At 28.1% G+C, this 25,535-nt stretch carries 30 protein-coding genes; 18 read left to right on the top strand and 12 right to left on the bottom strand.

What is annotated here, in order from left to right; translation table 11 throughout:
- Window positions 1-20 precede the first annotated feature (20 nt).
- From IQC44_RS06015 to IQC44_RS05980, 8 genes are read right to left on the bottom strand one after another with little or no spacing between them, the layout of a single operon-like run.
- Window positions 21-773, bottom strand: coding sequence for a TRM11 family SAM-dependent methyltransferase (locus tag IQC44_RS06015; RefSeq protein WP_198305447.1), 753 nt, complete (start codon window positions 771-773; stop codon window positions 21-23).
- Window positions 766-1,071, bottom strand: coding sequence for a hypothetical protein (locus tag IQC44_RS06010; protein ID WP_198305446.1), 306 nt, complete (start codon window positions 1,069-1,071; stop codon window positions 766-768). The genes IQC44_RS06015 and IQC44_RS06010 overlap by 8 nt, the downstream gene beginning before the upstream one ends.
- A gap of 2 nt (window positions 1,072-1,073) precedes the next feature.
- Window positions 1,074-1,268, bottom strand: a complete 195-nt coding sequence (locus tag IQC44_RS06005) for a helix-turn-helix domain-containing protein (protein ID WP_198305445.1) — start codon at window positions 1,266-1,268, stop codon at window positions 1,074-1,076.
- A gap of 56 nt (window positions 1,269-1,324) precedes the next feature.
- Window positions 1,325-2,206: a type II restriction endonuclease gene (locus IQC44_RS06000; protein ID WP_198305444.1), complete on the bottom strand. Its 882-nt coding sequence runs from the start codon at window positions 2,204-2,206 to the stop codon at window positions 1,325-1,327.
- Window positions 2,199-2,723, bottom strand: a complete 525-nt coding sequence (locus tag IQC44_RS05995) for a hypothetical protein (RefSeq protein WP_198305443.1) — start codon at window positions 2,721-2,723, stop codon at window positions 2,199-2,201. Before IQC44_RS05995 ends, IQC44_RS06000 begins: the two co-directional genes overlap by 8 nt.
- A gap of 3 nt (window positions 2,724-2,726) precedes the next feature.
- Window positions 2,727-3,593, bottom strand: a complete 867-nt coding sequence (locus IQC44_RS05990) for a DNA adenine methylase (RefSeq protein ID WP_198305442.1) — start codon at window positions 3,591-3,593, stop codon at window positions 2,727-2,729.
- Window positions 3,590-3,979, bottom strand: coding sequence for an ExbD/TolR family protein (locus IQC44_RS05985; RefSeq protein WP_198305441.1), 390 nt, complete (start codon window positions 3,977-3,979; stop codon window positions 3,590-3,592). The genes IQC44_RS05990 and IQC44_RS05985 overlap by 4 nt, the downstream gene beginning before the upstream one ends.
- On the bottom strand, window positions 3,980-4,456 hold the full coding sequence (locus IQC44_RS05980; RefSeq protein WP_198305440.1) for a MotA/TolQ/ExbB proton channel family protein: 477 nt from the start codon (window positions 4,454-4,456) through the stop codon (window positions 3,980-3,982).
- A 59-nt stretch (window positions 4,457-4,515) separates the two neighbouring features.
- On the opposite strand from IQC44_RS05980, the gene IQC44_RS05975 reads away from it, so the two are divergent.
- Genes IQC44_RS05975 through IQC44_RS05925 form a run of 11 tightly spaced genes read left to right on the top strand, consistent with a single transcriptional unit; the run spans window position 4,516 to window position 15,805 of the window.
- The gene (locus IQC44_RS05975; RefSeq protein WP_198305439.1) at window positions 4,516-5,397 is read left to right on the top strand and encodes a 1-aminocyclopropane-1-carboxylate deaminase; all 882 of its coding nucleotides are present in this window, start codon (window positions 4,516-4,518) and stop codon (window positions 5,395-5,397) included.
- A 37-nt stretch (window positions 5,398-5,434) separates the two neighbouring features.
- The gene (locus IQC44_RS05970; protein WP_198305438.1) at window positions 5,435-5,956 is read left to right on the top strand and encodes a shikimate kinase; all 522 of its coding nucleotides are present in this window, start codon (window positions 5,435-5,437) and stop codon (window positions 5,954-5,956) included.
- Complete coding sequence (hisD, locus tag IQC44_RS05965) at window positions 5,943-7,235, top strand: histidinol dehydrogenase (RefSeq protein WP_198305437.1); 1,293 nt, start codon at window positions 5,943-5,945, stop codon at window positions 7,233-7,235. Before IQC44_RS05970 ends, hisD begins: the two co-directional genes overlap by 14 nt.
- Entirely contained in the window at window positions 7,235-7,537 is a 303-nt protein-coding gene (locus tag IQC44_RS05960; protein WP_198305436.1) for a DUF2018 family protein, read from the top strand. Before hisD ends, IQC44_RS05960 begins: the two co-directional genes overlap by 1 nt.
- Window positions 7,538-8,437: a polyprenyl synthetase family protein gene (locus IQC44_RS05955; RefSeq protein WP_198305435.1), complete on the top strand. Its 900-nt coding sequence runs from the start codon at window positions 7,538-7,540 to the stop codon at window positions 8,435-8,437.
- A gap of 2 nt (window positions 8,438-8,439) precedes the next feature.
- Entirely contained in the window at window positions 8,440-9,732 is a 1,293-nt protein-coding gene (gene hemA, locus IQC44_RS05950; RefSeq protein WP_198305434.1) for a glutamyl-tRNA reductase, read from the top strand.
- Window positions 9,733-9,752: 20 nt separating this feature from the next.
- Window positions 9,753-11,456, top strand: coding sequence for a proline--tRNA ligase (locus IQC44_RS05945; protein ID WP_198305433.1), 1,704 nt, complete (start codon window positions 9,753-9,755; stop codon window positions 11,454-11,456).
- Window positions 11,457-11,467: 11 nt separating this feature from the next.
- Window positions 11,468-12,343: a mechanosensitive ion channel family protein gene (locus IQC44_RS05940; RefSeq protein ID WP_198305432.1), complete on the top strand. Its 876-nt coding sequence runs from the start codon at window positions 11,468-11,470 to the stop codon at window positions 12,341-12,343.
- Entirely contained in the window at window positions 12,318-13,544 is a 1,227-nt protein-coding gene (locus IQC44_RS05935) for a CCA tRNA nucleotidyltransferase (protein WP_198305431.1), read from the top strand. Before IQC44_RS05940 ends, IQC44_RS05935 begins: the two co-directional genes overlap by 26 nt.
- 46 nt (window positions 13,545-13,590) lie before the next feature.
- Window positions 13,591-14,028, top strand: a complete 438-nt coding sequence (locus tag IQC44_RS05930) for a DUF3015 family protein (RefSeq protein WP_198305430.1) — start codon at window positions 13,591-13,593, stop codon at window positions 14,026-14,028.
- Entirely contained in the window at window positions 14,012-15,805 is a 1,794-nt protein-coding gene (locus IQC44_RS05925) for an Lnb N-terminal periplasmic domain-containing protein (RefSeq protein WP_198305429.1), read from the top strand. The genes IQC44_RS05930 and IQC44_RS05925 overlap by 17 nt, the downstream gene beginning before the upstream one ends.
- On the opposite strand, the gene IQC44_RS05920 is transcribed toward IQC44_RS05925, so the two are convergent.
- A complete protein-coding gene (locus tag IQC44_RS05920) occupies window positions 15,802-17,034 on the bottom strand; it encodes an apolipoprotein N-acyltransferase (RefSeq protein WP_198305428.1) in 1,233 nt (410 codons plus the stop codon). The genes IQC44_RS05925 and IQC44_RS05920 overlap by 4 nt on opposite strands.
- Before the next feature lie 28 nt (window positions 17,035-17,062).
- Here IQC44_RS05920 and yajC point away from each other — a divergent pair, with 28 nt between their 5' ends.
- From yajC to IQC44_RS05900, 4 genes are all read left to right on the top strand, one after another.
- Entirely contained in the window at window positions 17,063-17,335 is a 273-nt protein-coding gene (yajC, locus tag IQC44_RS05915) for a preprotein translocase subunit YajC (RefSeq protein WP_198305427.1), read from the top strand.
- 63 nt (window positions 17,336-17,398) lie between these two features.
- Window positions 17,399-18,964, top strand: a complete 1,566-nt coding sequence (secD, locus tag IQC44_RS05910; protein WP_198305426.1) for a protein translocase subunit SecD — start codon at window positions 17,399-17,401, stop codon at window positions 18,962-18,964.
- Window positions 18,964-19,932 (top strand): protein translocase subunit SecF, encoded by a 969-nt coding sequence (gene secF / locus IQC44_RS05905; RefSeq protein ID WP_198305425.1) that lies wholly within the window; start codon window positions 18,964-18,966, stop codon window positions 19,930-19,932. Before secD ends, secF begins: the two co-directional genes overlap by 1 nt.
- A gap of 41 nt (window positions 19,933-19,973) precedes the next feature.
- Complete coding sequence (locus tag IQC44_RS05900; RefSeq protein ID WP_198305424.1) at window positions 19,974-20,138, top strand: hypothetical protein; 165 nt, start codon at window positions 19,974-19,976, stop codon at window positions 20,136-20,138.
- Here the strand turns inward: IQC44_RS05900 and IQC44_RS05895 are convergent.
- The 3 genes from IQC44_RS05895 to motA are packed head-to-tail and all read right to left on the bottom strand — an operon-like array spanning window position 20,131 to window position 22,043.
- Entirely contained in the window at window positions 20,131-20,538 is a 408-nt protein-coding gene (locus IQC44_RS05895; RefSeq protein WP_198305423.1) for a hypothetical protein, read from the bottom strand. The genes IQC44_RS05900 and IQC44_RS05895 overlap by 8 nt on opposite strands.
- Entirely contained in the window at window positions 20,528-21,283 is a 756-nt protein-coding gene (gene motB, locus IQC44_RS05890; protein ID WP_198305422.1) for a flagellar motor protein MotB, read from the bottom strand. The genes IQC44_RS05895 and motB overlap by 11 nt, the downstream gene beginning before the upstream one ends.
- Before the next feature lies 1 nt (window position 21,284).
- On the bottom strand, window positions 21,285-22,043 hold the full coding sequence (gene motA / locus IQC44_RS05885) for a flagellar motor stator protein MotA (protein ID WP_198305421.1): 759 nt from the start codon (window positions 22,041-22,043) through the stop codon (window positions 21,285-21,287).
- 154 nt (window positions 22,044-22,197) lie between these two features.
- Between motA and IQC44_RS05880 the strand changes: the two genes are divergently transcribed.
- Genes IQC44_RS05880 through lptE form a run of 3 tightly spaced genes read left to right on the top strand, consistent with a single transcriptional unit; the run spans window position 22,198 to window position 25,535 of the window.
- Entirely contained in the window at window positions 22,198-22,542 is a 345-nt protein-coding gene (locus IQC44_RS05880) for a DUF6394 family protein (protein WP_198305420.1), read from the top strand.
- Entirely contained in the window at window positions 22,542-25,007 is a 2,466-nt protein-coding gene (gene leuS, locus IQC44_RS05875; protein ID WP_198305419.1) for a leucine--tRNA ligase, read from the top strand. The genes IQC44_RS05880 and leuS overlap by 1 nt, the downstream gene beginning before the upstream one ends.
- Before the next feature lie 3 nt (window positions 25,008-25,010).
- A complete protein-coding gene (lptE, locus tag IQC44_RS05870) occupies window positions 25,011-25,535 on the top strand; it encodes an LPS assembly lipoprotein LptE (RefSeq protein ID WP_198305418.1) in 525 nt (174 codons plus the stop codon).

Genomic DNA, 25,535 nt, shown 5'->3' with positions numbered 1-25,535 from the left:
TAAATAGGGGCTTTTTGCCTCTATTTTAATTTTTGAAAAACAAATAAGTGTTCGTGCATAATTAATAAAAAATTTGCTTCTTTACTTTTATTTACCCAAAATCCAGTAGCTTTGCAGTTATGTTGGTGTTTTATAATATCTTCTTTTAAAGTAAATCCATTTTGTAAAAATCTTTGCATTACCATAAAAGCTAGTGGTTGATACATTTTATTTCTTCTTGTATCGCCTATTAAAATTGCACAATATCTGTTTGGTTTTAAAACTCTAAAAAGCTCTTTTATAACTTTTTCATACTCATCACAAAACTTTTCTAAATCGTGAATATTTGATAAATCCTCAGCTATTTGTTTTTCGCTGTATTTTATAATATCTGCATAAGGTGGGTGGTTTAGTATAAAATCTATGCTTTCATCTTTTAGTATAGATAAATTTCTACTATCATTTAGCAAAACTTTTATTTTTGGATTATGTTCGCACTCAAAATTTAAGGCTTTATTTGTAAGTTCTATTGCATTTGGATTTATATCAAGAGCTAGTAAATTTCTATTTAAAAGTTTGCATTCAATTGCAGTCGTTCCGCCACCAATCATAGGATCTAGTAGATAGTCATTTTCATTTGAATATCTTAAAATCAGATTTCTTACAACTTCGGGCGACCAATTTCCTCTATATTTTGAGTTGTGAGTTGCCCAATTTCCCCGTCTTCTAAAACTCCAAACTGTTGTACACTCTTGCTCGAAATTTTCTGGGTTTAATAGTTTTATTTTAGCCATTATTATCTACCAAAACAAAATACTTATTTATATCTTTTTCTAAAATATGTTCAATAGAGTAGTCAATTATATTTTTTGAGTTATTTTTTAGATAAGTTTCAAACTCTTCTTTATTTTGAAAATCAACTAAAAGAATATTTGAAAATTCACTAATCTCAATGTCATTTAATTTTTTGGAAAAATACATATCCCAATTTTTGCTACCTTGAAAAACAAAATTTTCTGTTTGCTCAAACTCTATATTAAGAAATTCATCAACTGGTAAAGAGTAGAGATTTTTAAATGCTGTTTTACTCACGATTAATCCTTTGATTTTAGTGAAATTGATATTTCCAAATTTAGATAATCCAATATCTTTAACAATGTTTTATTTGTCAAATTTGTACTTCTAATTGCTTGATAAAAATGAGCCCTTTCCAAATTTAAAGCTTTATAAACATCACTTGGTTTTAGCTCTTTTTTTATTAGTTCAATTTTAATATCTTTTTCTAGCATAATTATATCTCATTTTTTATTAATTGTAAATAATTTTATATACAAAGTATATTCTTTTATTTACAAATTTCATTTAAAATACCATTTTTTAGCATTTCAAGATTTATTACATAATCATTGTGATTAAAGGTTTCTTCCAAAGAACTTTTTGCCTTATTCCAACCTAAACCATCTGTTATCCAAATAAATGTTATATTTTGTGCTTTTAAAAAATTATGTAAACTTACATACTCTCCAGCAGTAGCTTTAAGTTTCGAACCACCACCACTATAATAGTTTACTTCAATTAAATATAGTTTGTTTATATTTTTGTCATATAGTGCAAAATCAAATCTTCTACTATTTTTATCAATTTCTATATCATAGTTAAAAAACTCTTTTATTCGTTTTTGTGTTGCTTGAGAAATAAATGAGAAGTTTTTATTTTTGTTACAAAATGTATTAAGATATTTTTCAACTAAATTTTCCATTAAATCGCCAGTTCGATTTTTTCTTGCATTTGTGTCAAATCCTACTTCAACACCTATGCAATAATCAACTAGATTTTTTACAGATTTATTTTCAAAAAAATCTTTTAAACCACTTTCATTGAAAAATATGAGTAACTCTTTTTTTATATTTTCATTTAACTCATCATTAAAAATATAGTGTTTGTTTTGTGGAATTAAAGTTTCCATATCTGTAATAATTGGAGTAGTTGATAATTTATCACTTCTAATTGCAACTAAAATAGGAAGTATTTTCCTAACCTTTGGATACTCTTCTAGCAAAGATAAAAACTCTTCTTCTATGTTTTCTTTGCCTAAGAGATAGTTTAGTAAATTTAACTCTTTTTCTATTTTTTTTACATTTATTTTTACTTTTTCAAAATCTGTAAAATAGTTCCAAGTAAAAATAGAATTTTGCAAAGTATTTACTAGGGTTCCAAAATTAGACATTTAAAATACCTTGATATAACATCTCTCTACCAGCACCAGACCAATAAGTTAAATCTTGCTCAATAAAAAACCATCTAAGCAGTTTAAGTAACAATTCATATTCTAATCCTACAATAGGTAAATTAGATGTATAAAGTAATGAATTATTATAATTTTTGCAATTAAAAATTACTTCGATAGCATTAAGTAAGTTATTCCATTCTTGTATGCTTAAACTTTGTTTTTTGGAAATTAAATCATTAAAAATAAATTCATGTGCAGGTGGTCTATCATTTCCATTACCCCATAAAAATTGATTTTCTATATAAATTACAAAATCACAACCCTTATTTAATCTTCCTGGTCTCTCTAAATATATTCTATCGCCATTATTTAATGTTTCAACAAAGTATCTATATTTCGTTGCAATTTTTTCTGAAGACCAAATTTGTAACAAAAATTGTCTAATACTACTTCTTGTTGTATAATTTTCTATGTTATATAAATTAACATCTAGTGAATTATCATTTCTTATCATAAATTATTCCTCCAAAATTTTAATTATAATCTCACTAATCTTTCCACGACCTTCACTTTTGCTATTTATAAATCTATTTGCAAGAATCTCAACTATTTCAAAATCTTTGTACAAGTTTTTTATAAACTCTGTATCAGAATTACTGTGCATTACATTACACCCGATCATACTCAAATTTTTAAAAACTTCAAAGAGTTCTTTTTGCTCTTTTTCCAAAAAATCAAACTCACTATAAGATGTAAAACTAGAAGTTTGTGTAAGTGGATAGTAAGGTGGATCAAAATAAACAAAATCGCCTTTTGAAGCATGTTTTAAAACCTCTCTATAACTAGTATTTAAAATAGTTACATTTTTTAAAGCAAAACTTGCATTTAAAATTACTTCATAATCGCAAATATTTGGTTCTTTATAACTTCCAATTGGAACATTGTTTTGATTTTTTTTATTTACTCTATAAAGCCCGTTAAAACAAGTTTTGTTTAGATATATAAATCTTGAAGCTCTTTGTACATCGCTTCTTTTTAAAAAATCTTCTTCTCTATCCCAAGCCCTAATTTCATAGTACTGTTCTTTTGAGTGATTTTGTTTTAAAATTTCAAGCTCTTTTATAAGTTGAGTTGGGCTATTTTTTACAACATTATAAGCATTTATAAGTTCACTATTTATATCAAATAAAAAAACCTCTTTATTCTTTAAAAGTCCCAAAGAGTAAAGCTCAAAAAACAAAGCTCCACCACCAACAAAGGGTTCAAAATAGTTATTGAATTTTTTTGGTAAAAGTGGAATAATTTGAGATAAAAGTCCTCTTTTCCCACCTACCCATTTTACAAATGGTTGAAAAGTTCTATTTTTTATTACTGGACTTGTCATTTTTTCTCTTCATTAGTAACTAAAGCTAGATTATTTAAGCTATATTTTTGAAGTAAATCAAGAACTTTTACAACTCTTTCGTAAGGTACTTTTTTATCAATTCTTACTATTATAGCATTATCTTTGTTTTTTATCTCTTTTAGATTATCTTCCAAGGATTCAAAAGAGACTTCAATCCCTTTGATTGCTAATTTATTGCTACTTAGTTCGATAAAAACTTGTTCAGATTTTATCTGTATCTCTTTTGCATTTGAACTTGGTAAATCAAGCATAAGAGCAATTTCCTCTTTTTTGAAAACACTTGTAACCAAAAAGAATATAAGTAGGATAAAAACAACATCAATAACAGGTGTTAAATCAAGACCTAATGGCTCTCTTCTTTTCATCTATTCTTCTTTCCCAACTAACTCTTTTTTAGCCAAAACTTCAATCGTATCAATCATAGAAATAAAGTGATTATAGGCAATTTGATGAGGAATAGATACGATAATTCCAGCAATTGTTGTAATTAAAGCAACAGCAATTCCACCTGAAAATATTGTTGGGTCTCCCAAACCTTTTGCTGTTATATCTTCAAATGAGATATAAATCCCAACAACAGTTCCCAAAAGACCTAAAAGTGGTGATATGATAGCAATATTTTTTATAATTGTAAGTCCTGTTTCTAATTTCTTTATTTCATACTCTATTTGAGCAGAAGTGGAATTATTTGGTTTTATTTTTTGTTTGATTCTTGCTATGATTTGGTGTTTTCTAGGAACAGTAAAGAATTTCCAAATTATTATTGTAAAACCAATGATATTTAAAAATATCAAAATATATACTATTACTCCACCTTTATCAGCATACTCTAAAAAATTCATTTAAAACCTTTATAAAAAATTCTGATATTATATTGAAACTTTAATTAATATGGTGATTTATGGATTTTTTAAACTCAAAAATATCTGAAGTTTTTTTAAACAATCAAAAATATTTTATAAAAAGAGATGATTTATTGCATAGTGATTTCTCTGGAAATAAAGCTAGAAAGCTTTACTACTTTTTAAAAAGTGATTTAAGTTCTTACAAAAAAATCATCTCTTATGGTTCAGCTCAATCAAATGCTATGTACTCTTTATCGGTTTTGTGCAAATTAAAAAATCTAAAATTTGACTACTATATAAAGCATTTGCCAAATTATCTAAAAGATAATCCAAGCGGAAACTATAAAGAAGCATTAGAAAATGGTATGAATTTAAAAATCGGAGAAATTCCTAAAATTTTTAAAGAAAATGAGTTATTTATTGTTGAAGGTGGAGCAGTAAAAGAGGCAAAATTTGGAATAGAGCTTCTAGCCAATGAGATAAAAATTTGGGCAAAAGAGAAAAATATACAAGAGCAAAATCTAAAAATCTTTTTGCCAAGTGGAACAGGCACAACTGCACTATATTTGCAACAAAATTTACCTTTTGAAGTTCTTACATGTTCTTGTGTAGGAGATGATGAGTATCTTAAAAAGCAGTTTTTAGAGCTTGAAATTGAAAATTTTCCAAGAATTTTAGAAAAAAACAAAAAATACCATTTTGGAAAACTTTATAGTGAATTTTATCTTAAGCATTTAGAATTAAAAGACCAAACAAATATAGAGTTTGACCTACTTTATGATAGTTTAGGTTGGATTGTTTTTGAAGGCTATGTAAAAGGTCTAAAAGAAAAAGTTGAAAATATAGATGATTACATATTTTTATATATTCATCAAGGTGGAGTTTTGGGTAATGCTACTATGATAGAAAGATACAAAAGAAAATTTACTAATATTTAGATATAATCCTCGAACTATTGAAAAAAAAGATTGAGAAATGAAAAAAAATAATATTATTTTAATTGGATTTATGGGTGTTGGAAAAGGAACACTAGCACGAGCTTTGGTAAAAAAAAGCAACTATTTTGCTATTGATACTGATGATTTAATCGAAAGTATGGAAAATAGAAGAATTAAAAAAATCTTTGAGAGGGATGGCGAAGCTTACTTTAGAAACTTAGAGAAAAAAACAGCTCTTTGGCTTGAAGAGAGTGTAGAAAACACTATTATTTCAACAGGTGGTGGCTTTTATAAACAAGAAAATATCCAAAATATTGGAACTGTAATTTATCTAAAATCATCTTTTGAAGGGGTTTTAACAAGAATAAAAAAAGCTCCTAATGCAAAGGCAAAGATTAAAAAAAGACCACTTTTAAAAAATAAAAAAGAGGCTTTAAAGTTATATAATCAAAGAAGTGTAGAGTATGAAAAAGTTGCAAATATTATTGTAGATGTTGAAAATAGAGATATAGATTTAGTAGTAAATGAAATTTTAGGAAGAATAGATGAAAATAATTAATTCACAAGATAAAAACTTTGCTTTAGAGTTTGATACTATTTTAAGCAGAGCAAAAAGCGATATAAAAGGTGTTTCACAAATAGTGCAAACTATTATTGACGAGATTATTGAAAATGGAAATGAAGCTTTAAAAACACATATTCAAAAATTTGATAAATGGGAAGTAAAAAGTGATGATGAACTTTTAATCTCGCAAGAAGATATGAAAAAAGCATACGAAAATATTGATGAAAACCTAAGAGCTTCACTTCACACAGCACACGATAGAATAAAAGCATATCACGAAAAACAACTTCCAAAATCGTGGCTTGATTTTGAAGACAACGGTACAATATTAGGGCAAAAAGTAACTCCTGTTGATAGAGCAGGGCTTTATATTCCAGGTGGAAAAGCAGCATATCCAAGTAGCCTTTTAATGAATGCAATTCCAGCAAAGGTTGCAGGAGTTAAAGAGATAGTTGTTTGTACTCCAACTCCAAATAATGAAGTAAATGAACTTTTACTTGCAGCTTGTCACTTATGTGGAGTTTCGAAAGTTTATAAAGTTGGTGGGGCTTCAGCAGTCGCTGCTATGGCTTATGGAACACAAACTATAAAAAAAGTTGATGTAATAACAGGGCCTGGAAATATTTTTGTAGCAACAGCAAAAAAGATGGTTTTTGGAGAAGTAAATATTGATATGATAGCAGGTCCAAGTGAGATTGGAATATTAGCTGATAGCAGTGCAAATGCAAGATATGTAGCATTTGATTTACTTTCACAAGCAGAACACGATGAGATGGCAAGTTCAATTTTAATTACAACTTGTGAAGAGTTAGCACAAAAAACTAGCTTTGAAGTTGAAGAGATTTTAAAATCTCTAAGCAGAAAAGATATTGCACAAAAATCAATAGATGATAGAGGTGCTATTATTGTGGCTAAAAATATGGAAGAAGCACTAGAACTTATGAATGAAATAGCACCTGAACACCTAGAAGTTATGACACAAAACCCTTTTGAGCTACTACCATATATAAAACATGCAGGTGCAATCTTCTTAGGAGAAAACACACCTGAACCAATTGGTGATTATATAGCTGGTCCAAATCACACACTTCCAACAGGAAGTACAGCTAAGTTTTATAGCCCTTTAAATGTGGAAAACTTTATGAAAAAAAGTTCAATTATTAGTTTTTCAAAAAAAGCAATAGAAGAGCTTGGTGAATCATGTGCTTTATTAGCTGATACTGAAGGTCTTGAAGCACATGCAAAAAGTGTTAGAGTTAGGTTAGAAAAATAATGAGTAAGTTTAAAGATTGGTTTACTGAAGATGATGATGACATCTTTTTTGGAAGCCCAAAATCAAAATTTTTCGATATTATGGAGCAAACACATAGAGATTTACTTGAAGATGAACTTGATAAGGTTTTTGAAAAATTGGCAATTTTAGAACTTATGATTAGTAAGGATAAAGAGGAAGATTTTGATATAAATTTATTTTTACAAGAGTTTAAAAATAAAAATGAAGATGATGTAAACTCTATGAAGAAAGGACTTTATATGGAAATTTCTGGGGAGATTATTAGTAGGTTGGATAGTTAAGTGGAAGTTTTAGAAAAAGTAAAAAAACAAATAAGAAATTTTGTAGAAGTTTGTTCATATCCAAAAGCTTTAGAGTTGCTTGAAAAGCTCTCTACTGGAAAGATGTTAAGATCTAAACTAATTCTTAAAATTGCAGGTGAAAATGAAGAGAGCATAAAACTTTGTGCAGTTGTTGAGATGATTCATGCAGCTTCACTTCTTCACGATGATGTAATAGATGATGCGGACACTAGAAGAGGAAAGCCAAGTGTAAATGCACTTTATGATAATAAAACTTCAATAATGTTTGGAGATATTTTATACTCAAGAGCCTTTACAGAGCTATCTCAAATGGATAAAAGAGTTGCTTACCATGTATCAAATGCAGTTACAGAGCTTAGTATTGGAGAGATGATGGATGTTGATTTAACAAACTCTTTCAATACTTCTTATGATACTTATTTGACTATGATATATAAAAAAACAGCATCACTAATAGAAGCAAGTGCTAGAAGTGCAGCAATTTTAGCAAATCTTGATAGCCAAAAGTTTGCAAATTATGGTAAAAACTTGGGTTTGGCATTTCAAATGATAGATGATATTTTAGATATTACACAAGATGAAAAAACTCTTGGAAAACCAGCAATGCACGATTTTAAAGAGGGAAAAGTAACTATTCCATATTTGTATTTGTATGAAAGAGTTGAAGATAAAGAGTACTTAAAATCTCTATACAAAAAGGATTTAAATTCAAGTGAGATTTTATGGATAAAAGAGCAGTTAAATCTTACAAATGCTTTAGAAGATTCTATAAAAGAGGCTAGAGAAACTGGACTTTTAGCAATTAACTCTATAAAAGATGAGAAAAATAGCAGTGAACTTGTAGCTATTATGAAAGCTATGATAGAAAGAGAGTTTTAAGTATGAGTTATTTAGTAATTAGCTTTTCTCATAAAAATATAGATATAAAACAGAGAGAAAAATTAGCTTTTAATGATGAAGATAAAAAAGATAGATTTATAAAACAACTTTTAGATTTTAACTATACTAATGAAGTTGTTTTACTATCTACTTGTAATAGAGTTGAAATTATTACAAAATCTTCAAATATTAAGCTAAGTAGTAGAGATATTATTGAAAAATTATCAAGTTATGCAAATCTTGATTTTGATTTTTTATATGATAGAGCTGATATTTATGATGGAGATGTAGCTGTTCATCATCTTTTTTCAGTTGCTGCTGCACTTGATTCTTTGGTAATTGGAGAAACACAAATTGTAGGACAACTAAAAGATGCTTTTAGATTTTCTCAAAATAAACACTATTGCAGTGAACATATTAGTCGAGTAATGCACTATGCTTTTAAATGTGCAGCACAAGTACGAACTGCTACAAGTTTAGGAACTGGTTCTGTTTCAGTTGCTTCAACAGCGGTTGCTAAAGCAAAAGAGCTTATAGGAGATACAAAAGGTGTAAGAGCTTTAGTTATTGGAGCTGGTGAGATGAGTGAATTAGCGGTTAAACATCTACTTAGTGCAGGTTTTAGTGTAACTATTATAAGTAGAGATATGAAAAAAGCACAAACTTTAGCTGATACTTTTGATACAAAAGTAGAAGTTGAACCATATTCAAATCTTGAAGATTTACTTGAAACTTCTCCTGTTATGATAACAGCAACATCTGCTCCTTATCCAATCATTACAAGTGAAAACACTCCAAGCTCTAGTATTAGTAGATATTGGTTTGACATAGCAGTTCCAAGAGATATAGATGAAGATATATCAATGTTTGATTTGGAAATTTTTGCTGTTGATGATTTACAAGAGATTGTAAATGCAAATATGACTCAAAGATCTGCTCAAGCAAAAGAGGCTTATACAATAGTAGGAAGGGCTACTTTAGAGTTTTTTGATTGGCTAAAAAACCTTGATGTTGAACCTGTTATAAAAGATTTATACTTAAAAGGTGAACATATAATTGATAAAAAACTTAAAAATGCTATAAAAAAAGGTTATGTTCCAAAAGAGTATGAAGATAATATTAAAAAACTTTGCCAAACAATTTTAACTGAATATCTTCATAATCCATCAAAACAGTTAAAAAATATATCAAAAAACCAGCAATGTGATTTGGTAACTCAAACAATACAAAATATGTTTACAAAAACAGCAAATAACATAGACACTTTAAAGTGTGAACACTTAGCAAAAAATTAAAAAAATATAGGATGATTTAAATGAAATTTAGTAGATTTTTTATTCCAACAACAAAAGAGACTCCAAATGATGCCTCTTTACCATCGCATCAATTTTTAGTAAGAGCTGGATTTGTATCTCAAACTGGAGCTGGAATTTATGATTTTATGCCTTTAGGAAAAATTGTATTAGATAAAATTAGAAAAATTGTAAAAGATGAAATGGACAATGCTGGTGCTTGTGAAGTGCAGTTTGGTTTTGTAACACCACTATCTTTATGGGAAGAATCAGGAAGAGATTTAACAATGGGTTCTGAGATGCTAAGATTTAAAGATAGAAAAGGGACAAACTTTGTTTTAAGTCCTACAAATGAAGAATCAGTTGTAAATATGGTGAAAAATAGAATAACTTCTTATAAAGATTTACCACTTCATCTTTATCAAATAAATACAAAATTTAGAGATGAAGCAAGACCACGATTTGGGCTTATGAGAGGTAGAGAATTTTTAATGAAAGATGGATACTCATTTCATTCTAGTGAAGAAGATTTAGTAAGAGAATTTAATCTTATGGAAGAAACTTACAAAAAAATCTACACAAAACTGGGGCTGGATTTTAGAGTTGTTGAAGCTGATAGTGGTGCAATTGGTGGAAGTGGAAGTAAAGAGTTTCATGTAATTGCAAGTAGTGGAGAAGATACAATTGTTGTTTGTGATAAATGTTCTTATGCAGCAAATATTGAAGCTGCAAAAAGAAGTGCAAAGAAATATGATTTTTCAAATGGAGCTTTAGAAAAAGTAGAGACTCCAAACTGTCAAACAATAGAAGAAGTTGCAACTTTTTTAAATGTAGAAAAAGAGCAAACTATAAAAGCAGTTATAAAAAAAGCTATTTTTAAAGAGGGTTCAAAAATAGTTGTGTTTTTTGTGCGAGGAAGTGATGAACTTGAAGAGACAAAAGCTGTAAATAGTATTGATGCTTTAGAGTTAATAGATGCCACTATTGATGAGATAAAAGATGCTGGTTTATGTGCTGGATATTGTGGGCTTGTAAATTTAGCAAAAGATACACTTTTTGTAATAGATTGTGAACTTGAAAATGCAAACTCTATGGTTTGTGGGGCAAATGAAGAGAATTTTCACTATAAAAACTTTGATTTAAATTCGCTTGAAAATGTTGTTTATAAAGATTTAATAGCAGTTAAAGAGGGCGATTCTTGTTCTTGTTGTGGTGGAAAACTATCATATACAAAAGGAATTGAAGCTGGGCATATTTTCCAACTAGGAGATAAATACTCAAAAGCTATGAATGCAAATTTTTTAGATGAACAAGGAAAAACAAAACCGTTTATTATGGGATGTTATGGAATTGGAGTTTCAAGACTGGTAGCTGCTGTTATTGAGCAAAATCACGATGAAAAAGGTTGTATCTGGACAAAAGAGACAGCTCCATTTATGGTAGATATTATTGTATCAAACTCTAAAAAGGAGGAAGAGGCATTTTTAGGAGAAAAGCTTTATAAAGAGCTAAAAGATGCAAATGTTGAAACAATTTTAGATGATAGAATAAATGCTAGATTTGGTTTCAAAATGGGCGATTTTGAGCTTATTGGTTTCCCTTATGCCATAATTGTAGGAAAAAGAGCTAGTGAAAATATAGTTGAATTAGTAGATAGAAAAACTTTAGAAAAACTAGAAATTAGTGCTAATGAAGTTGTTTCTAAAATTTTAGAATTAATTAAATAAAAAGGTTGTTTATGAATACAGAAGCTAATGTAGAAAAAATTGTTGAACAAAATGTTGAACAAATAACAAGAGATTTTAAATCTCTTATTCCAGATAATATTGTTGAGTTAGCTATAAGCTACTCTATTTCAATTCTTGTTGCACTTTTAATATTTTTTATTGGAAAGTGGTTTTCAAAAAAACTTACTCAACTTTTAGGAAAAGTATTAAGAAAAGTTGATGGAATAGATGAAACTTTAGTTAAGTTTTTAGAAAATATCGTTTATTACTCTCTTATTACAGTTGTAATAATAGCTGCTTTAAATAAATTAGGTGTAGAAACAACTTCATTCTTAGCAATTCTTGGAGCTGCTGGTTTGGCTATTGGTTTAGCTTTGAAAGACTCTTTGGGAAATTTTGCTTCAGGAGTTATGATAGTATTATTTAAGCCATTTAAAGTTGGAGATAGTGTTACAGCTGGTGGAGTTAGTGGAACTATTACAGAAGTTACAATATTTAATACAGTATTTTTAACAGCTGATAATCAAAAAATTATTGTTCCAAATGCTTCTATTACAAGTGGAAGTATCACAAATGTAAATGCAAATAATACAAGAAGAATTGATATTGTTGTTGGAATATCTTATGAAGATAATATAAAACAAGCAAAAGATGTTTTAACAAAAATTATTGGTGAAAATCCTAAAGTTTTAAAAGAACAAGGAGTTGGTATTTCAGTTGCAGATTTAGCTGAAACTTCTGTTAAATTGGGAGTTAATGTTTGGGTTAATACAGGTGATTATGCAAGTACTAAAGCAGAACTTTTAGAAGATATTAAAACAAAATTTGATGAAGTTGGAATTACAATTCCATATCCAAAAAATGTATATCAACAAATCCAAAATTGATATACCAGAAATTCTAATTAACATCTTAACAGCACTACAAAATAGTGGTTATAAACCATATCTTGTAGGTGGTTGTGTAAGAGATTTTTATTTAAATAAAGAGATTAAAGATTTTGATATTGAGATTTTTAATCTAAACTCACTTGATAGCTTAAGCTATATTTTAAAAGATTTTGGAAAATTAAATTTTGTTGGCAAATCTTTTGGAGTTTTAAAATTAAGTACTAAAGATTTTGAATTTGATTTATCTCTTCCTAGAACTGAGCAAAAAATAGGAAAAACTCATAAAGATTTTTTAGTAAAAACAGACTCAAATCTCACTTTTAAAGAGGCTTCAAAAAGAAGAGATTTTACTATAAATGCAATATATTATGACTACTTTACAAATTCATTTATTGACCCATTTTTTGGACTTCGAGATTTAGAAGATAGAAAAATAAAACATATAGATGATAATACTTTTGTAGAAGATAGTTTAAGAGTTTATAGAGCTATAGGTTTTGCTTCAAGATTTGATTTTGAACTTTGTGCAGATACAAAAAAATTATGTAAAAAAATGGTAGAAAATGTTGAATTAAACTTTCTTCCAAAAGAGCGAGTTTTTGAAGAGTTAAAAAAGTTGTTTTTAAAATCACAAAAACCAAGTATTGGATTGAAGCTTCTTGATTATTTTGAAATATTTTCTATAAATTTTAAAAACTTTTATAAAAGTATTGATAATCTAGCAGAAATTTTAAGAGAAAAAAATATTGAAGATTTTAGGAAACTATATCTTTTTTTTACAATGATTTTAAAAAATAGAGAAGAAAAAGAGATATTTGATTTTCTAAATAAGATTACAAATGATAAAAAATTTATAAATAATATTTTAATTTTATGGAAAAACTCTACAAGCTTAGATGAAAAAAGTTTAAAAAGATTATCCTTAGTTTTAAATTTAGAAGATTTAATTTTTATTGAAGAGGCTTTGGAAACAAATAAAATTCAAGATATAAAAAAATTAGCAAAAGATTTGGATATATATTCAAAGCCTTTAAAACTTTTTATTTGTGGAAAAGATTTAATAAATCTTGGATTGAAAGAGTCAAAAGAGTTTAAAGATATTTTAAATTATTCTTTAGATTTACAAATAGAAAATAAGCTAAACAAAGAAGAAATAATAAAAATACTTATAAATAAGTACAAAATTAAAAGCTTTTAAAGTTAAATATCTATAGAATCATAGACTTTCAAAAAAGGAGATAAATATGAAAAAAATTCTTTCAGTTGTTGCAGCTTTAGGTTTAGCAACATCACTTTATGCAAATCAAAATACAGGTTGTGGACTTGGTTCTATAGTAATTAAAAACCAAAATTCAACAGTATTACAAGTACTTGCAGCAACAACAAATGGAACTTCAGGAACTCAAACTTTTGGTATTACAAGTGGAACTTCAAATTGTAGTAAACCAAATAATTTTGTTTCAAATGATAAACTTCACAAATTTGTAAATGAAAATATGGATGAGTTGGCTATGGATATTTCAACTGGTAAAGGTGAAACTTTAAATACTCTTGCAGCTTTAATGAATATCGAAAATAAAGATGAGTTTGCTTCAAAATTACAAGCAAATTTTGCAGATATTTATTCAAGTGAAAAAGTAAGTTCAGCAGAAGTTATAGATAGCATTGCAAAACATATCTAATTTTATAAAATTGGGGTTTAAATTTTTTATATTTAAACTCCTTTTTTTTAGCTCTCTTTTTTCAAGTAATATTGAAAACTTTATTGAAGAAAATAAAATCTTTGAAAACTCTTATTGGTCAAAACTTTTGCACTATCGTAATGGCGAAAGCCAGATAGATTCAAGTAATTTTTTTGCATCGCAAAACGGAAAAAATGATTTAAAAAAAGAGTTACTTGAGACTATAAAATCTTTGAAAACTGGTAAAAATAATATACTTTGTAGATTTCCTCTTAGAGTTTCTTGGTTAAAAGAGCAAATTCCTGAATTAGAAAAAAACATAAATACTTATACTTGTGAAGATTTAGATAAATATTTAGAAGTTACAAATGCAAAATATGTAACTTTAGTTTTTCCAACTTCTCATATAAACTCTCCAGCTTCTATGTATGGACATACTTTTTTGAAAATTTCAAGCGATAAGAATACTCCACTTATCTCAAATGCTATAAATTATGCAGCAAAAACAGATGAAAAGAATGGACTTATTTATGCTTATAAAGGACTTTTTGGGGAGTATGAAGGACGATACTCAATTTTGCCTTATTATGAAAAGATAAAAGAGTACAATAATCTTGAACAAAGAGATGTTTGGGAGTATGATTTAAATTTAAATGAAGATGAAATTAGAAAATTAACACTTCATGCATGGGAGTTAAAAGACTCTTATGCTGACTATTTTTTCTTTAAGGAAAACTGCTCTTATGCTATTTTATGGCTTTTAGAAGTTGCAAGACCAAGTCTTGATTTGGTAAACAATTTTTTATTTAAAACAATTCCTCTTGATACAATAAAGCTAATTTCAAAAAACAGTTTAATAGAAAGTTCAAATTATAGATATTCAAATATGAAAAAAATGAAATATATTCTGGATGAAAAGATAGAAAATAAAGAGTTTGTAAATGAGTTTTTAAAAGAAGATAAAAGCTTAGAAGAGAGCTTAAGTAGAAGTGATAAAATTTCATATTTGGATTTAAAAAGTACTTACTTGCAATATGAAAGAGCCGAAAATAAATTGGAAAAAGATGAATATACAAAGAGATATTTAAATATTTTGAAACAAAGAAGTAAGTTTAAAGAGCCATCAAATTTTGATATTAAAGAGCCAATAAATCCACTAAATTCTCACGATTCTGCAAGAATAAGTCTATTTTATACTTCAAATGATAGTTTTTTATTTGGTATAAAACCTGCATATAATGATATTTACGATATAGAAAATGGCTATTTAGAAGGTGCTTATATAGATTTTTTTGATTTAAATTTAAAAAAAGAGAAAAATAAGGATTTAAAATTAGATAGATTTACTCTTTTGAAAATCAAATCATTAGCATCCCAAGACCTACTTTTTAAACCAATATCATGGGGAATAGATGCTTCTTTTGAGAGATTTGATAATGAACTATTTTTTAAGATAAAACCAGAAGTAGGGCTTTCATATACTCTATTTAATACAATTTTTTACTCAAACTTAGCAACAAATATTTTATATAAAGCAAAAGAACAATATATCTCTCTTGGTTCTACTATAGGTTTTGTAACAAATAGTCTTGAAAAGATAAAATTTGGAAGTTCTTTTTCTTATGATAAATACGATAAAAGGTTTGAAAATAGAGTTTTTGAAGCTTTTTCAACTTATAGTTTAGATAGAAACATTGCTTTAAATCTAAATTATAAAAATGATAATTTAGAAAAAAAACAAGATATTCTTAAATTTGGTATTTTTTACTATTTTTAAGGTTTATATATACTGTTTTTACTTCCATTTACAATATGAAAAATCATAACTTTGTATTTTTTTGAGTAATATTTTAGTAGTAAATGTTGTAAAGTTGGTTCAATAGATGGAATAAACCAAGCATTATTTGATATTGCTATCATATATTTTGTATCGTTTAGGTTTTCAAAAATTTTATCTGTTGTTGCTTCATAGCAAATAGCATTTCTAAACTTTTCTCCTTTTACTATAAAATCTGTTGGCATACTAGCTTTGCTATAATCACTCGCACCACCATAAAAAATATTATTTATAATATCAACAATAAATTTTGGAAATGGTATCTCTTCTCCAAAAGGAACAAGAACAACTTTTTTTGCCACTTCATAATTTCCTCCAAAAAAGTGATAAGAAGCATTAAAAATCTCCTTGTTTTCTACATATAAAGAGCCTACAATAATATCTATATTGTAAGAAAGTTCCAATAATCTCTCCAAAATTTCTGATTTTCTATTTAAAATAAATGCAAATGCAGTTTCAGGTAAAACAACCAAATCTTTTTTCTCATTTATAGCATTTTCTATTATTTTAAAATTATTTTCTATTAAATCATTTACATACTCTTTTTGCCATTTTAAATCCTGATTTATCATCATTTGAGGCATTTGTATATTTATTTTTGGTTCTTCTAAATTGATACTTCTTGAAAAATCAAAAGCAAAAACTAGTAAAAAAAGAGGAGCAAATCTGAATTTTTTTAGGTAAATAAAAAGTCCTAAAGAGCAAACTATCAATAAAAAAGCTATTTTAGAAGTGCTAAAATAAGAGTCCACAAAGAGAAGTTCAAATTTCATCCAATTAAATCCAAATGGTGAAATAAAAGTAAAAATAAAAATAGCAATACTTCTAAAAATTAGATTATCAAAGAGAGCAAAAAGATAAAAAATTATTGCAAAAACTATTCCAATTCCTAAAAGAACAAGTGGAAAAATATATGTCAAATCATAGTATTGAAGGCTTACAGCCATCCAGTTGCACCAAAAAATTCCTGAAAAAAATCCAGTAGCTAGTAGAGCTTTTTTGGGAATAGTCAAAAGTAAATAGATAGCAAGAATACCCAAAACTGAATTTATTATTTTTATTTCAAAACCAAAATGGCTTAAATAGATAAAAGCAGAGAGCATAAAAGCTGTTATGAAGCCTTTTATTATATTAATTTTGTTAGAATAATAGGTTTTTAATAAAAACATTATAAACTACTTTTTAAAAGGAATTTTAATGGATCAAAGTGCAGATATTTTAAGCTCATTGTTACCTCTTGTTGCATTATTTGCAATTTTTTACTTTTTAATTATTAGACCACAGCAAAAACAAGCAAAAGCTCATAAAGATATGATAGCTGGTCTTAAAAAAGGTGATAAGATTGTAACAAATGGTGGCTTAATGGTTGAAGTTGTTAAGGTTGAAGAGACTTACTTTTTAATCAAAAACAGCGATAATTCAGAGATGAGACTAGCTAAAGAGTTCGTTGCTAGATTAGTAACTGAATAAATTAAAATAAGATATGATTTTTCATATCTTATACTTACAAATCTCTTATTTTAAGGATTAAAATTGAAAATTTTTAATTTCAAACTCGTTATTTTTATAATTAGTATTATTTTTGGTGTTATTTTTGCTCTTCCTTCTTTACTTCAAACAGATTATGGAAAGAAAGTAAATCTAGGGCTTGACCTTCAAGGTGGATTGCATATGCTTTTAGGTGTAAACACTGATGAAGCAGTAACTTCAAAAATGAAATCAATAGCAACAGCAGTTAAATATTTTAGTGATGATGAAGAACTTTTAATTGATGGATTAACTGTTGAAAATTCAAATGTTGTTTTCTCCGTTTTAGATAAAGATGAGATGCCTAAAATGGATAAAATGTTAAGTGAAATTAGTGGTTTAGAAATCTCTAAAGATAACTTAGATTATAAAGTTAAACTTTCAGATGAAGAGGTTTTAAAAACAAAAGATTATGCAGTTGCTCAAGCTGTTGAGACTATTAGAAATAGACTTGACCAATTTGGGCTTTCTGAACCAACTGTTTTAAGACAAGGTGAAGCTGATATTGTTGTTCAATTACCTGGTATTAAAACGGCTGAAGAAGAAAAAGCAGCAAGGGATTTAATCTCAAAACCTGCAAATTTAGAGTTAATGGCAGTTGATGAAGATAAAATGGATCAAGTTTATCAAATGACTAGTTCACAAGCTTCATCTTATGGTAATTTAATACTAGAAGATATAAATGATTCTAATAGAAAATATTTAGTTAAAGAGATACCAATTTTAGATGGAAATCAAATAGTGGATGCTCAAGTTGCTTTTAGCCAATCAAATCAACCAATTATTAACTTTACACTAAATAGTGCAGGAGCTAGAATCTTTGGTGATTTTACTGGTAAAAATGTAGGAAAAAGACTTGCAATTGTACTAGATGGTAAAGTTTACTCAGCTCCAAATATAAATGAGAGAATTGGTGGTGGAAGTGGGCAAATTAGTGGAGGATTTACAGTACAAGAAGCTGGAAATGTAGCTATTGCTTTAAGAAGTGGAGCATTATTAGCAAGTGTTAATTTACTTGAAAAAAGAAGTGTTGGACCATCTTTGGGAGCTGATAGTATAAAAGCTTCTATGATAGCTTTAATCTCTGGAACAGCTTTAATATTTTTATTTATGATAGCTTATTATAGAAGAGCAGGAGTTATTGCAAATATTGCTTTAATAGCAAATATTTTTATTCTTTTAGCGGTAATCGCCCTTTTTGGTGCAACTTTGACACTTCCAGGTATGGCTGGAATTATTCTTACAATGGGTATGGCAATTGACTCCAATGTTATTATTAATGAAAGAATAAGAGAAGTGTTAAGAACAGGTGCAAGTGTTCATAAAGCAATTGAAGATGGATACTCAAATGCTCTAAGAGCTATTGTAGATGCCAATGTTACAACACTTTTGGTTGCAATTGTTTTATATGCTTATGGAAGTGGTGCTATAAAAGGTTTTGCAGTTACTATTTCTATTGGAGTTTTAACTTCAATGCTTACTTCAATAGTTGGAACTCACGGTATTTATCAAGCAATTTTACCAAAAATCGCAAAAGATAAAAACAATAAAAAATGGTTTGGAGTAGCTTAATGGAAATTTTTAATAATAGTAAAACCTATGATTTTATGAGTAAAAAAGTGCCTTTTCTGGCTATTTCTGGAATTTTAATTATAGCTTCTATTTTTTTATTGCTAACAAGAGGTTTGAATTATGGAATAGACTTTGTTGGTGGAACTATAGTTCAAGTTAAATATGAGCAAACAGCTCCAGTTGATAAAATTAGAGAAGTTTTAGAAGGTACTAGATATTCAAGTTCAACTGTAACAGAGTTTGGTGGACCTTCTGAGGTAACTATTAGATTTACAGGAAGTTCGAGTGATGTTACAAATGATATTAGTGATGATATGAATAAAATTTTAGTTCCAACAGGAAATTTTGAGATTAGAAAAATTGATATGGTTGGGGCAAAAGTTGGAGCAGAACTTAGAGAAAAAGGGATTATGGCACTTTCTATGGCTCTTTTATCTATGCTTATTTATATTGCTATAAGATTTGAGTGGAGATTTGCTGTTGCTTCTATAATAGGTCTTATTCATGATGTTATCATTACTTTAGGACTTATTAGCCTATTTAAAGTTGATGTAAACCTTGATATGATAGCAGCGATTTTAACTGTTGTTGGATATACAATCAATGATACTATTATTGTAAATGATAGAATTAGAGAGACTTTACAAACAACAAAAGAGAAAAATTTTGATTTACTTATAAATGATTCAGTTAGTAGAACTTTATCAAGAACAATACTAACATCTTTAACAACACTTTTTGTTGTTACAACTATGCTTATTTTTGGTGGAGAGATTATTTATGCCTTCTCATTTGCCTTATTTGTTGGTATTATTATAGGAACTTATTCATCTATTTTTGTAGTTTCACCATTTATTAAGTTTTTAGGATTTAATACAGATAATTATAGAAGTAAAGAAGCACAAAAAGATGCTAATAAAAAAGAGAAAGAGAAACTTAGAGCTATGTATGAACAAGGAAGAGTTTAAATTTAAACTCTAGCCTTAAAATTAAAAAAAGGAGATAAAATATGAATTCTATAAAAGGACTATTGTCAATATTGATAGTTTTATTAATACTTACAATTATCGTATTTATACAGATTTTATCTCCCAAAAAAGAGCCAAGGGAGATAAATAAAAACCCTAGCTCTATTCAAGATAGAAAGAATGCTCTAAAAGAGGTTTTTAAATAGTCTCTTTTTTGAGTAAAAGAAAACAAAAATATGCACCAAAAAAACTAATAGGCGAAACAGCATATTTATAAATAATATCTTCATGACCCATATAAGCTATAAAACTAACTAAGAAAATAAAAATCATAATCTTCAAAGATATATCTATGTAATTATTTAAAATATCTATTTTTAAATATTCAAGTTTTGTTAAAACTACAACTAAAAAATATAAATTAATAAGCAAAGATATAAAAGAAGCTTCATAGTTTATATTGTTTATAATATTTATTATTTGTATTCCAATAAATATTAAAACAACCGAAATTGAGCCATATTTGGCTAAAAATTCTAGTTCAAAAAACTTCTTTAAACAACACTTTGAAGTTGGCCAAAGAAGTCTAAATTTCTTATCTTTCATCTCTTATCTTATCAAAAATAGATTCAATATCAAGCTCACCAGCTTCTTCAAAGTTTTTCATAGTACGAAGTTCAAATACAACAACTTTTTTATCTCTTAAATTTGAAGAGTTACTTGAACCATATCCAGAAGAAAATAGTTTATTTTTTGGTATATTGAGTCTTACTAGTTCTCTAATTACATTATTTGCTCTTGCAGTTGATAAGTCTAAAGCATCTTGATATTTTGATTTTTTAACTTCGTTTTCATCTGCATAACCTTTTACATTTATCTCCGTATCACTTGGAAGAGTTTCAAAAAGCTTCGCTAATCTTCTTAAAAATGCAGGAGCATGTTCATTTGAAATATCAGCTCTTCCTGAATCAAAAACTAATTGAGCAGGAATTGTCATAACAGTTCCTTCTGAAGACTCTATAATGTGACCACCCTTAATTTTTTTATTTTCAAGCTCATCAAGTTTAGAATAAGCTTCTAATATCATCTTTTGACCCTCTTCTGGATCATCATTAGGATCATCTGTTTTTGACTTCTCAGTTTGTTCACTATCTTTTAAAGTATCAGCAGCAGCATTAAAGTTATAAATCTTAATAAACTCATCTTTTAATGCTTGTTGTTTTTCAATATTAGCTGATGCAAGGGCATATAAAGCAATAAATAATGCTAGTAAAAGACTTAAAAAGTCTGCATAAGGAACGGCCCACTTCTCTCCACTAGGACATTCACATTTAGCCTTTTTTTTAGCCATTTTATCCCCTAAATGGCATTGCAGTTATCATTTTTGTAAGTTTAAGTTTTAACTCACCTGGTGCATCACCTCTTGCCATTCCTTTAACAGCAGCCAAAATTAGCTGTTGCTCTTTTATTACTAAGTGAGCTTTCGCTTTTAGTTTAAATCCCCAAGGACCTAAGAATAAATATGAACCACCAATTCCCATAACCGTTGCAGTAAATGCTCCAGCAATTCCAGCTGCCATGGCTGGAGGATTATCAAGCTGTTGTAAAGCACCAATAAGACCAAAAACCGCTCCAACAAGTCCAATTGTAGGAGAAGTCTCACCTGCATGAATCCAATAGTGTGAAGCTCCGTGGTAGTAGTGTTCAGTCTCTTCAATAATAGGTTCTAAACTCTCTTCTATTTGCTCCTCTTTACTACCATCTACAACCATACTTAAAGCCTCTTTTAAGAACTCATGGTTGATATTTTGAATATCTTTTTCCAAAGCTAAAACACCTTGCTTTTTTACAACAATAGCATACTCAATCAGCTCATCAATTCTTGTTTCAAAGTTTATAGGTAATTTTTTAAATATGAATTTAAACTCTTTAAAAGCAGCTTTTACAAAATGTGCTTCAGTTGCTGTTACAGCTGCTAACATAGCAGTTGGAATAACGATGATAAATGAGGCAATATGAAGAACCGCAGCAGGATTTCCTCCCTCTAAAATAACCCCTATTGAAATAGAGCTTAAAGATCCTATTAAACCAATTAGTACAGATATATCCATATAATTTCCTAAAAAAAAATTGTATAGATAATATCTAAAAGAAATTAAAAAATAGCTGTAAGAAATTAACTAAATTAAGCAAAGAGATTTTTTATCATTTTTTGGCTAATATGTTTACCTTAATTTGGAAAACAGATATAAAAAAGGATGCAAAATGAATTGGGGAAAAGTTACTTTTATTTTCTTTACTTTAATGTCTCTTACAACAACAGCTGGTTTTTTGTATGAACAAAATGTAATAGCTTTATTTGTAGCAGCAGGTGTTAATTTAATCTCTACAATTTTAAAAGTGGGTGTTAAAAATCTTTTGTCAGCTGAACTTTTGGCTAGTTCTTTAGTTGCAGATTTACATCTAATTCCTGCATTTTTGGTATTTGTATTTTCTGGAAATTTAAAAATAGTAATAGCTTTAGCAATTGGTGCAATAATTGCAAACTTATTTTCAGTTGCATTAACTTTGATAGAGAGTGCTAAAAGTAAAGAGAAGGAAGAGTATTAATGGAATATAACTCAAAAAATATTGAAAAAAAATGGCAAAATTTTTGGCAAGAAAATGGCTCTTTTGAACCAAGTGAAGATTACAAAAAAGATAAAAAATATATTTTAAGTATGTTTCCATATCCAAGTGGAAGAATTCATATGGGTCATGTTAGAAACTACTGTTTAGGCGATGCTTTTGCAAGGCATTTTAGAAAAAATAACTTTAATGTTTTACACCCAATTGGTTGGGATAGTTTTGGAATGCCAGCTGAAAATGCAGCTATTAAAAATAAGCTTCATCCAAAAAAATGGACTTATGAAAATATTGATTATATGAGAGAAGAGCTTAGAGCTTTAGGATTGTCTTTTAGTAAAAATCAAGAGTTTGCAACAAGTGATGAGCTTTATACAAAATGGGAACAAGAGTTTATTATTAAAATGTATGAAGCAGGAATTGTATATAGAAAAAATGCAACTGTAAATTGGTGTAATGATTGTCAAACAGTTTTAGCAAACGAGCAAGTAGAAGATGGTTGTTGTTGGAGATGTGATAATGAAGTTGTTCCAAAAGATATGCCAGGATATTATATAGCTATTACAAAATATGCTCAAGAGCTACTTGATGATTTAAAAACTTTGGAAAATTCATGGCCATCACAAGTTTTAACTATGCAAGAAAACTGGATAGGTAGAAGTGAAGGATTAGAGTTTAAATTTGAGTTATCAATGGATTCAAGAGTAAAATTAAATAGAGTATTTACAAAATATTTTGTATTTACTACAAGACCTGATACTATTTATGGTGTTTCATATTCAGCTCTTGCACCTGAACATCCAATTGTAAAATATATAGTTGAAAATGAACTTTTACCAAAAAACAAAATAAATGCAATTAAAAATATGCAAAAAATTCCTGAAAGAGATAGAGGAACTTTAGAAAAAGAGGGAATTGACCTTGAAATTGAGGCAGTTCATCCATTAACTGGGCAAACTATTCCAGTTTGGGTTGCAAATTTTGTTTTAAGTTCTTATGGAGAAGGTGCTGTTATGGCAGTTCCAGCACATGATCAAAGAGATTTTGAATTTGCAAAAAAATATGATTTACCAATAAAACAAGTAATTGTAGGAGTTGATGGTTTAATAGAAAAACAGACTGAAGCTTATACAGATGATGGAGTTTTAATTGATAGTGAGAGTTTTTCTGGACTTAAAAATTCTGATGCAAAACAAGCTATTATTTACCATTTTGAACAAAACTCTTTTGGTATCAAAAAAGTAAACTACAAATTAAGAGATTGGGGAGTTTCAAGACAAAGATATTGGGGAGCTCCAATTCCTTTTGTTCATTGTGAAGATTGTGGATTAGTTCCTGAAAAAATAGAAAATCTTCCTGTAGCACTTCCAGAAGATGTTGAAATAACAGGAGAAGGAAATCCGCTAGAGCTTCATCCTACTTGGAAAAATTGTTCTTGTCCTGAGTGTGGGAAAGAAGCAAGAAGGGAGACTGATACACTAGATACTTTTGTTCAATCTTCTTGGTATTTTTTAAGATATGCAACAAATTATAAAAAGTGGAAAAAAGAGGGAATTTCTGAGAGCGATAGTTCATATTGGATGGATGTTGACCAATATATAGGTGGAATAGAACATGCAATTTTACACCTTTTATATGCAAGATTTTTTACAAAAGCCTTAAAAGATTTAGGATATACACAATCTAGTGAGCCATTTAAAAGACTTTTAACACAAGGTATGGTTTTAAAAGATGGTGCAAAAATGTCTAAATCAAAAGGAAATGTTGTAGATCCTGATATGATTGTTGATAAATATGGAGCTGATACTGCAAGATTGTTTATTTTATTTGCAGCACCACCAACAAAAGAGCTAGAGTGGAATGATAGTGCAGTTGAAGGTGCTTATAAATTTATAAAAAGATTTTATGAAAGAGCAAATAATGTAACAAAATCTGGAGTTGGAAACTTTAGAAATATTGAACAAAGTTCTTTAAATAAAGAGGAAAAAGAAGCAAGAAGAAAAGTTTATGAAGCTCTTGTAAAATCAAATGAAGTATTTAATAAAACTTATGCTTTTAATACTTTAATTGCATCTTGTATGGAGGCTTTAAATGCACTTTCAACTCAACAAAATGAGGCTGTTTGGGCTGAAGCTTACTATATTTTAACAAATATTTTAGAACCAATAATTCCTCATGCTTGTTGGGAATTATCAAATAGATATTTTGAACTTAAAAATTTTGAGAACTCTTTAGATATAAAAGATGAAGTTTTCACAAAAGATAGCATTATTCTAGCTGTTACAATAAATGGTAAGAAAAGAGCTGAAATTGAAGTAAATCCAAACTTATCAAATGAAGAGATTTTAGCTTTTGCAAAAGAGAGTTCAAAAAAATGGCTTGAAAATGCAACAATAATTAAAGAGATTGTTGTTCCAAATAAGCTTGTAAATTTTGTAATCAAAGGATAAAAAATGAGAGTTTATAGTGGTTTTTTAGTTTTAGTTTTTACAATAATTATTGGATTGACTTTTAATGCTTGTGGATATAGACCAAGTGCAAATTATGCCAAGCAAGAGATGAGAGGAAATGTTTTTGTAAAACTAGATGTTAGTTTAGAAGACCCTAAAAACTCTGTTTTAGTAAAAGATGCTGTTACAAAAATCTTAATTCAGAAAATTGGTTCACAAATGGTTGATAATGAAAATGATGCTGATGTAGTAATGAACTTAGGTATAAATAGTGTATCTATGAGTGTTTTAAGCTATTCTGGTGGATTTAATCAGCAATATAATGCAACTGTTTCTATTGGTGTAAAATATTTTAGAAAGGATAATAACAATAAGGTAAAATCTTTTACAGTTATTGGAGAACATGATTTTGCTATTGAAAGGGGAGCTAGTATAAATGACTCTCATAGATTTAGTGCAATTACAAAAGCAAGTGATAAAGCTGTAACAGAGATTTTATCAAGAATTGCTGTATCTTCTTTTAAATAA

Origin of the sequence: Arcobacter vandammei, assembly GCF_016106035.1 — a bacterium.
Taxonomy (GTDB): Bacteria; Campylobacterota; Campylobacteria; order Campylobacterales; family Arcobacteraceae; genus Aliarcobacter; species Aliarcobacter vandammei.
This window is presented reverse-complemented; position numbering and strand designations above follow the sequence as displayed.

What these genes read in the sequence shown, in the direction of transcription:
- IQC44_RS06015 (WP_198305447.1), bottom strand. Translation starts at nt 773, where the DNA reads ATGGCTAAAATAAAACTATTAAACCCAGAAAATTTCGAGCAAGAGTGT.
- IQC44_RS06005 (WP_198305445.1), bottom strand. Translation starts at nt 1,268, where the DNA reads ATGCTAGAAAAAGATATTAAAATTGAACTAATAAAAAAAGAGCTAAAA.
- IQC44_RS06000 (WP_198305444.1), bottom strand. Translation starts at nt 2,206, where the DNA reads ATGTCTAATTTTGGAACCCTAGTAAATACTTTGCAAAATTCTATTTTT.
- IQC44_RS05995 (WP_198305443.1), bottom strand. Translation starts at nt 2,723, where the DNA reads ATGATAAGAAATGATAATTCACTAGATGTTAATTTATATAACATAGAA.
- IQC44_RS05990 (WP_198305442.1), bottom strand. Translation starts at nt 3,593, where the DNA reads ATGACAAGTCCAGTAATAAAAAATAGAACTTTTCAACCATTTGTAAAA.
- IQC44_RS05985 (WP_198305441.1), bottom strand. Translation starts at nt 3,979, where the DNA reads ATGAAAAGAAGAGAGCCATTAGGTCTTGATTTAACACCTGTTATTGAT.
- IQC44_RS05980 (WP_198305440.1), bottom strand. Translation starts at nt 4,456, where the DNA reads ATGAATTTTTTAGAGTATGCTGATAAAGGTGGAGTAATAGTATATATT.
- IQC44_RS05975 (WP_198305439.1), top strand. Translation starts at nt 4,516, where the DNA reads ATGGATTTTTTAAACTCAAAAATATCTGAAGTTTTTTTAAACAATCAA.
- IQC44_RS05970 (WP_198305438.1), top strand. Translation starts at nt 5,435, where the DNA reads ATGAAAAAAAATAATATTATTTTAATTGGATTTATGGGTGTTGGAAAA.
- hisD (WP_198305437.1), top strand. Translation starts at nt 5,943, where the DNA reads ATGAAAATAATTAATTCACAAGATAAAAACTTTGCTTTAGAGTTTGAT.
- IQC44_RS05960 (WP_198305436.1), top strand. Translation starts at nt 7,235, where the DNA reads ATGAGTAAGTTTAAAGATTGGTTTACTGAAGATGATGATGACATCTTT.
- hemA (WP_198305434.1), top strand. Translation starts at nt 8,440, where the DNA reads ATGAGTTATTTAGTAATTAGCTTTTCTCATAAAAATATAGATATAAAA.
- IQC44_RS05945 (WP_198305433.1), top strand. Translation starts at nt 9,753, where the DNA reads ATGAAATTTAGTAGATTTTTTATTCCAACAACAAAAGAGACTCCAAAT.
- IQC44_RS05940 (WP_198305432.1), top strand. Translation starts at nt 11,468, where the DNA reads ATGAATACAGAAGCTAATGTAGAAAAAATTGTTGAACAAAATGTTGAA.
- IQC44_RS05935 (WP_198305431.1), top strand. Translation starts at nt 12,318, where the DNA reads ATGTATATCAACAAATCCAAAATTGATATACCAGAAATTCTAATTAAC.
- IQC44_RS05930 (WP_198305430.1), top strand. Translation starts at nt 13,591, where the DNA reads ATGAAAAAAATTCTTTCAGTTGTTGCAGCTTTAGGTTTAGCAACATCA.
- IQC44_RS05920 (WP_198305428.1), bottom strand. Translation starts at nt 17,034, where the DNA reads ATGTTTTTATTAAAAACCTATTATTCTAACAAAATTAATATAATAAAA.
- yajC (WP_198305427.1), top strand. Translation starts at nt 17,063, where the DNA reads ATGGATCAAAGTGCAGATATTTTAAGCTCATTGTTACCTCTTGTTGCA.
- secF (WP_198305425.1), top strand. Translation starts at nt 18,964, where the DNA reads ATGGAAATTTTTAATAATAGTAAAACCTATGATTTTATGAGTAAAAAA.
- IQC44_RS05900 (WP_198305424.1), top strand. Translation starts at nt 19,974, where the DNA reads ATGAATTCTATAAAAGGACTATTGTCAATATTGATAGTTTTATTAATA.
- IQC44_RS05895 (WP_198305423.1), bottom strand. Translation starts at nt 20,538, where the DNA reads ATGAAAGATAAGAAATTTAGACTTCTTTGGCCAACTTCAAAGTGTTGT.
- motB (WP_198305422.1), bottom strand. Translation starts at nt 21,283, where the DNA reads ATGGCTAAAAAAAAGGCTAAATGTGAATGTCCTAGTGGAGAGAAGTGG.
- motA (WP_198305421.1), bottom strand. Translation starts at nt 22,043, where the DNA reads ATGGATATATCTGTACTAATTGGTTTAATAGGATCTTTAAGCTCTATT.
- IQC44_RS05880 (WP_198305420.1), top strand. Translation starts at nt 22,198, where the DNA reads ATGAATTGGGGAAAAGTTACTTTTATTTTCTTTACTTTAATGTCTCTT.
- leuS (WP_198305419.1), top strand. Translation starts at nt 22,542, where the DNA reads ATGGAATATAACTCAAAAAATATTGAAAAAAAATGGCAAAATTTTTGG.
- lptE (WP_198305418.1), top strand. Translation starts at nt 25,011, where the DNA reads ATGAGAGTTTATAGTGGTTTTTTAGTTTTAGTTTTTACAATAATTATT.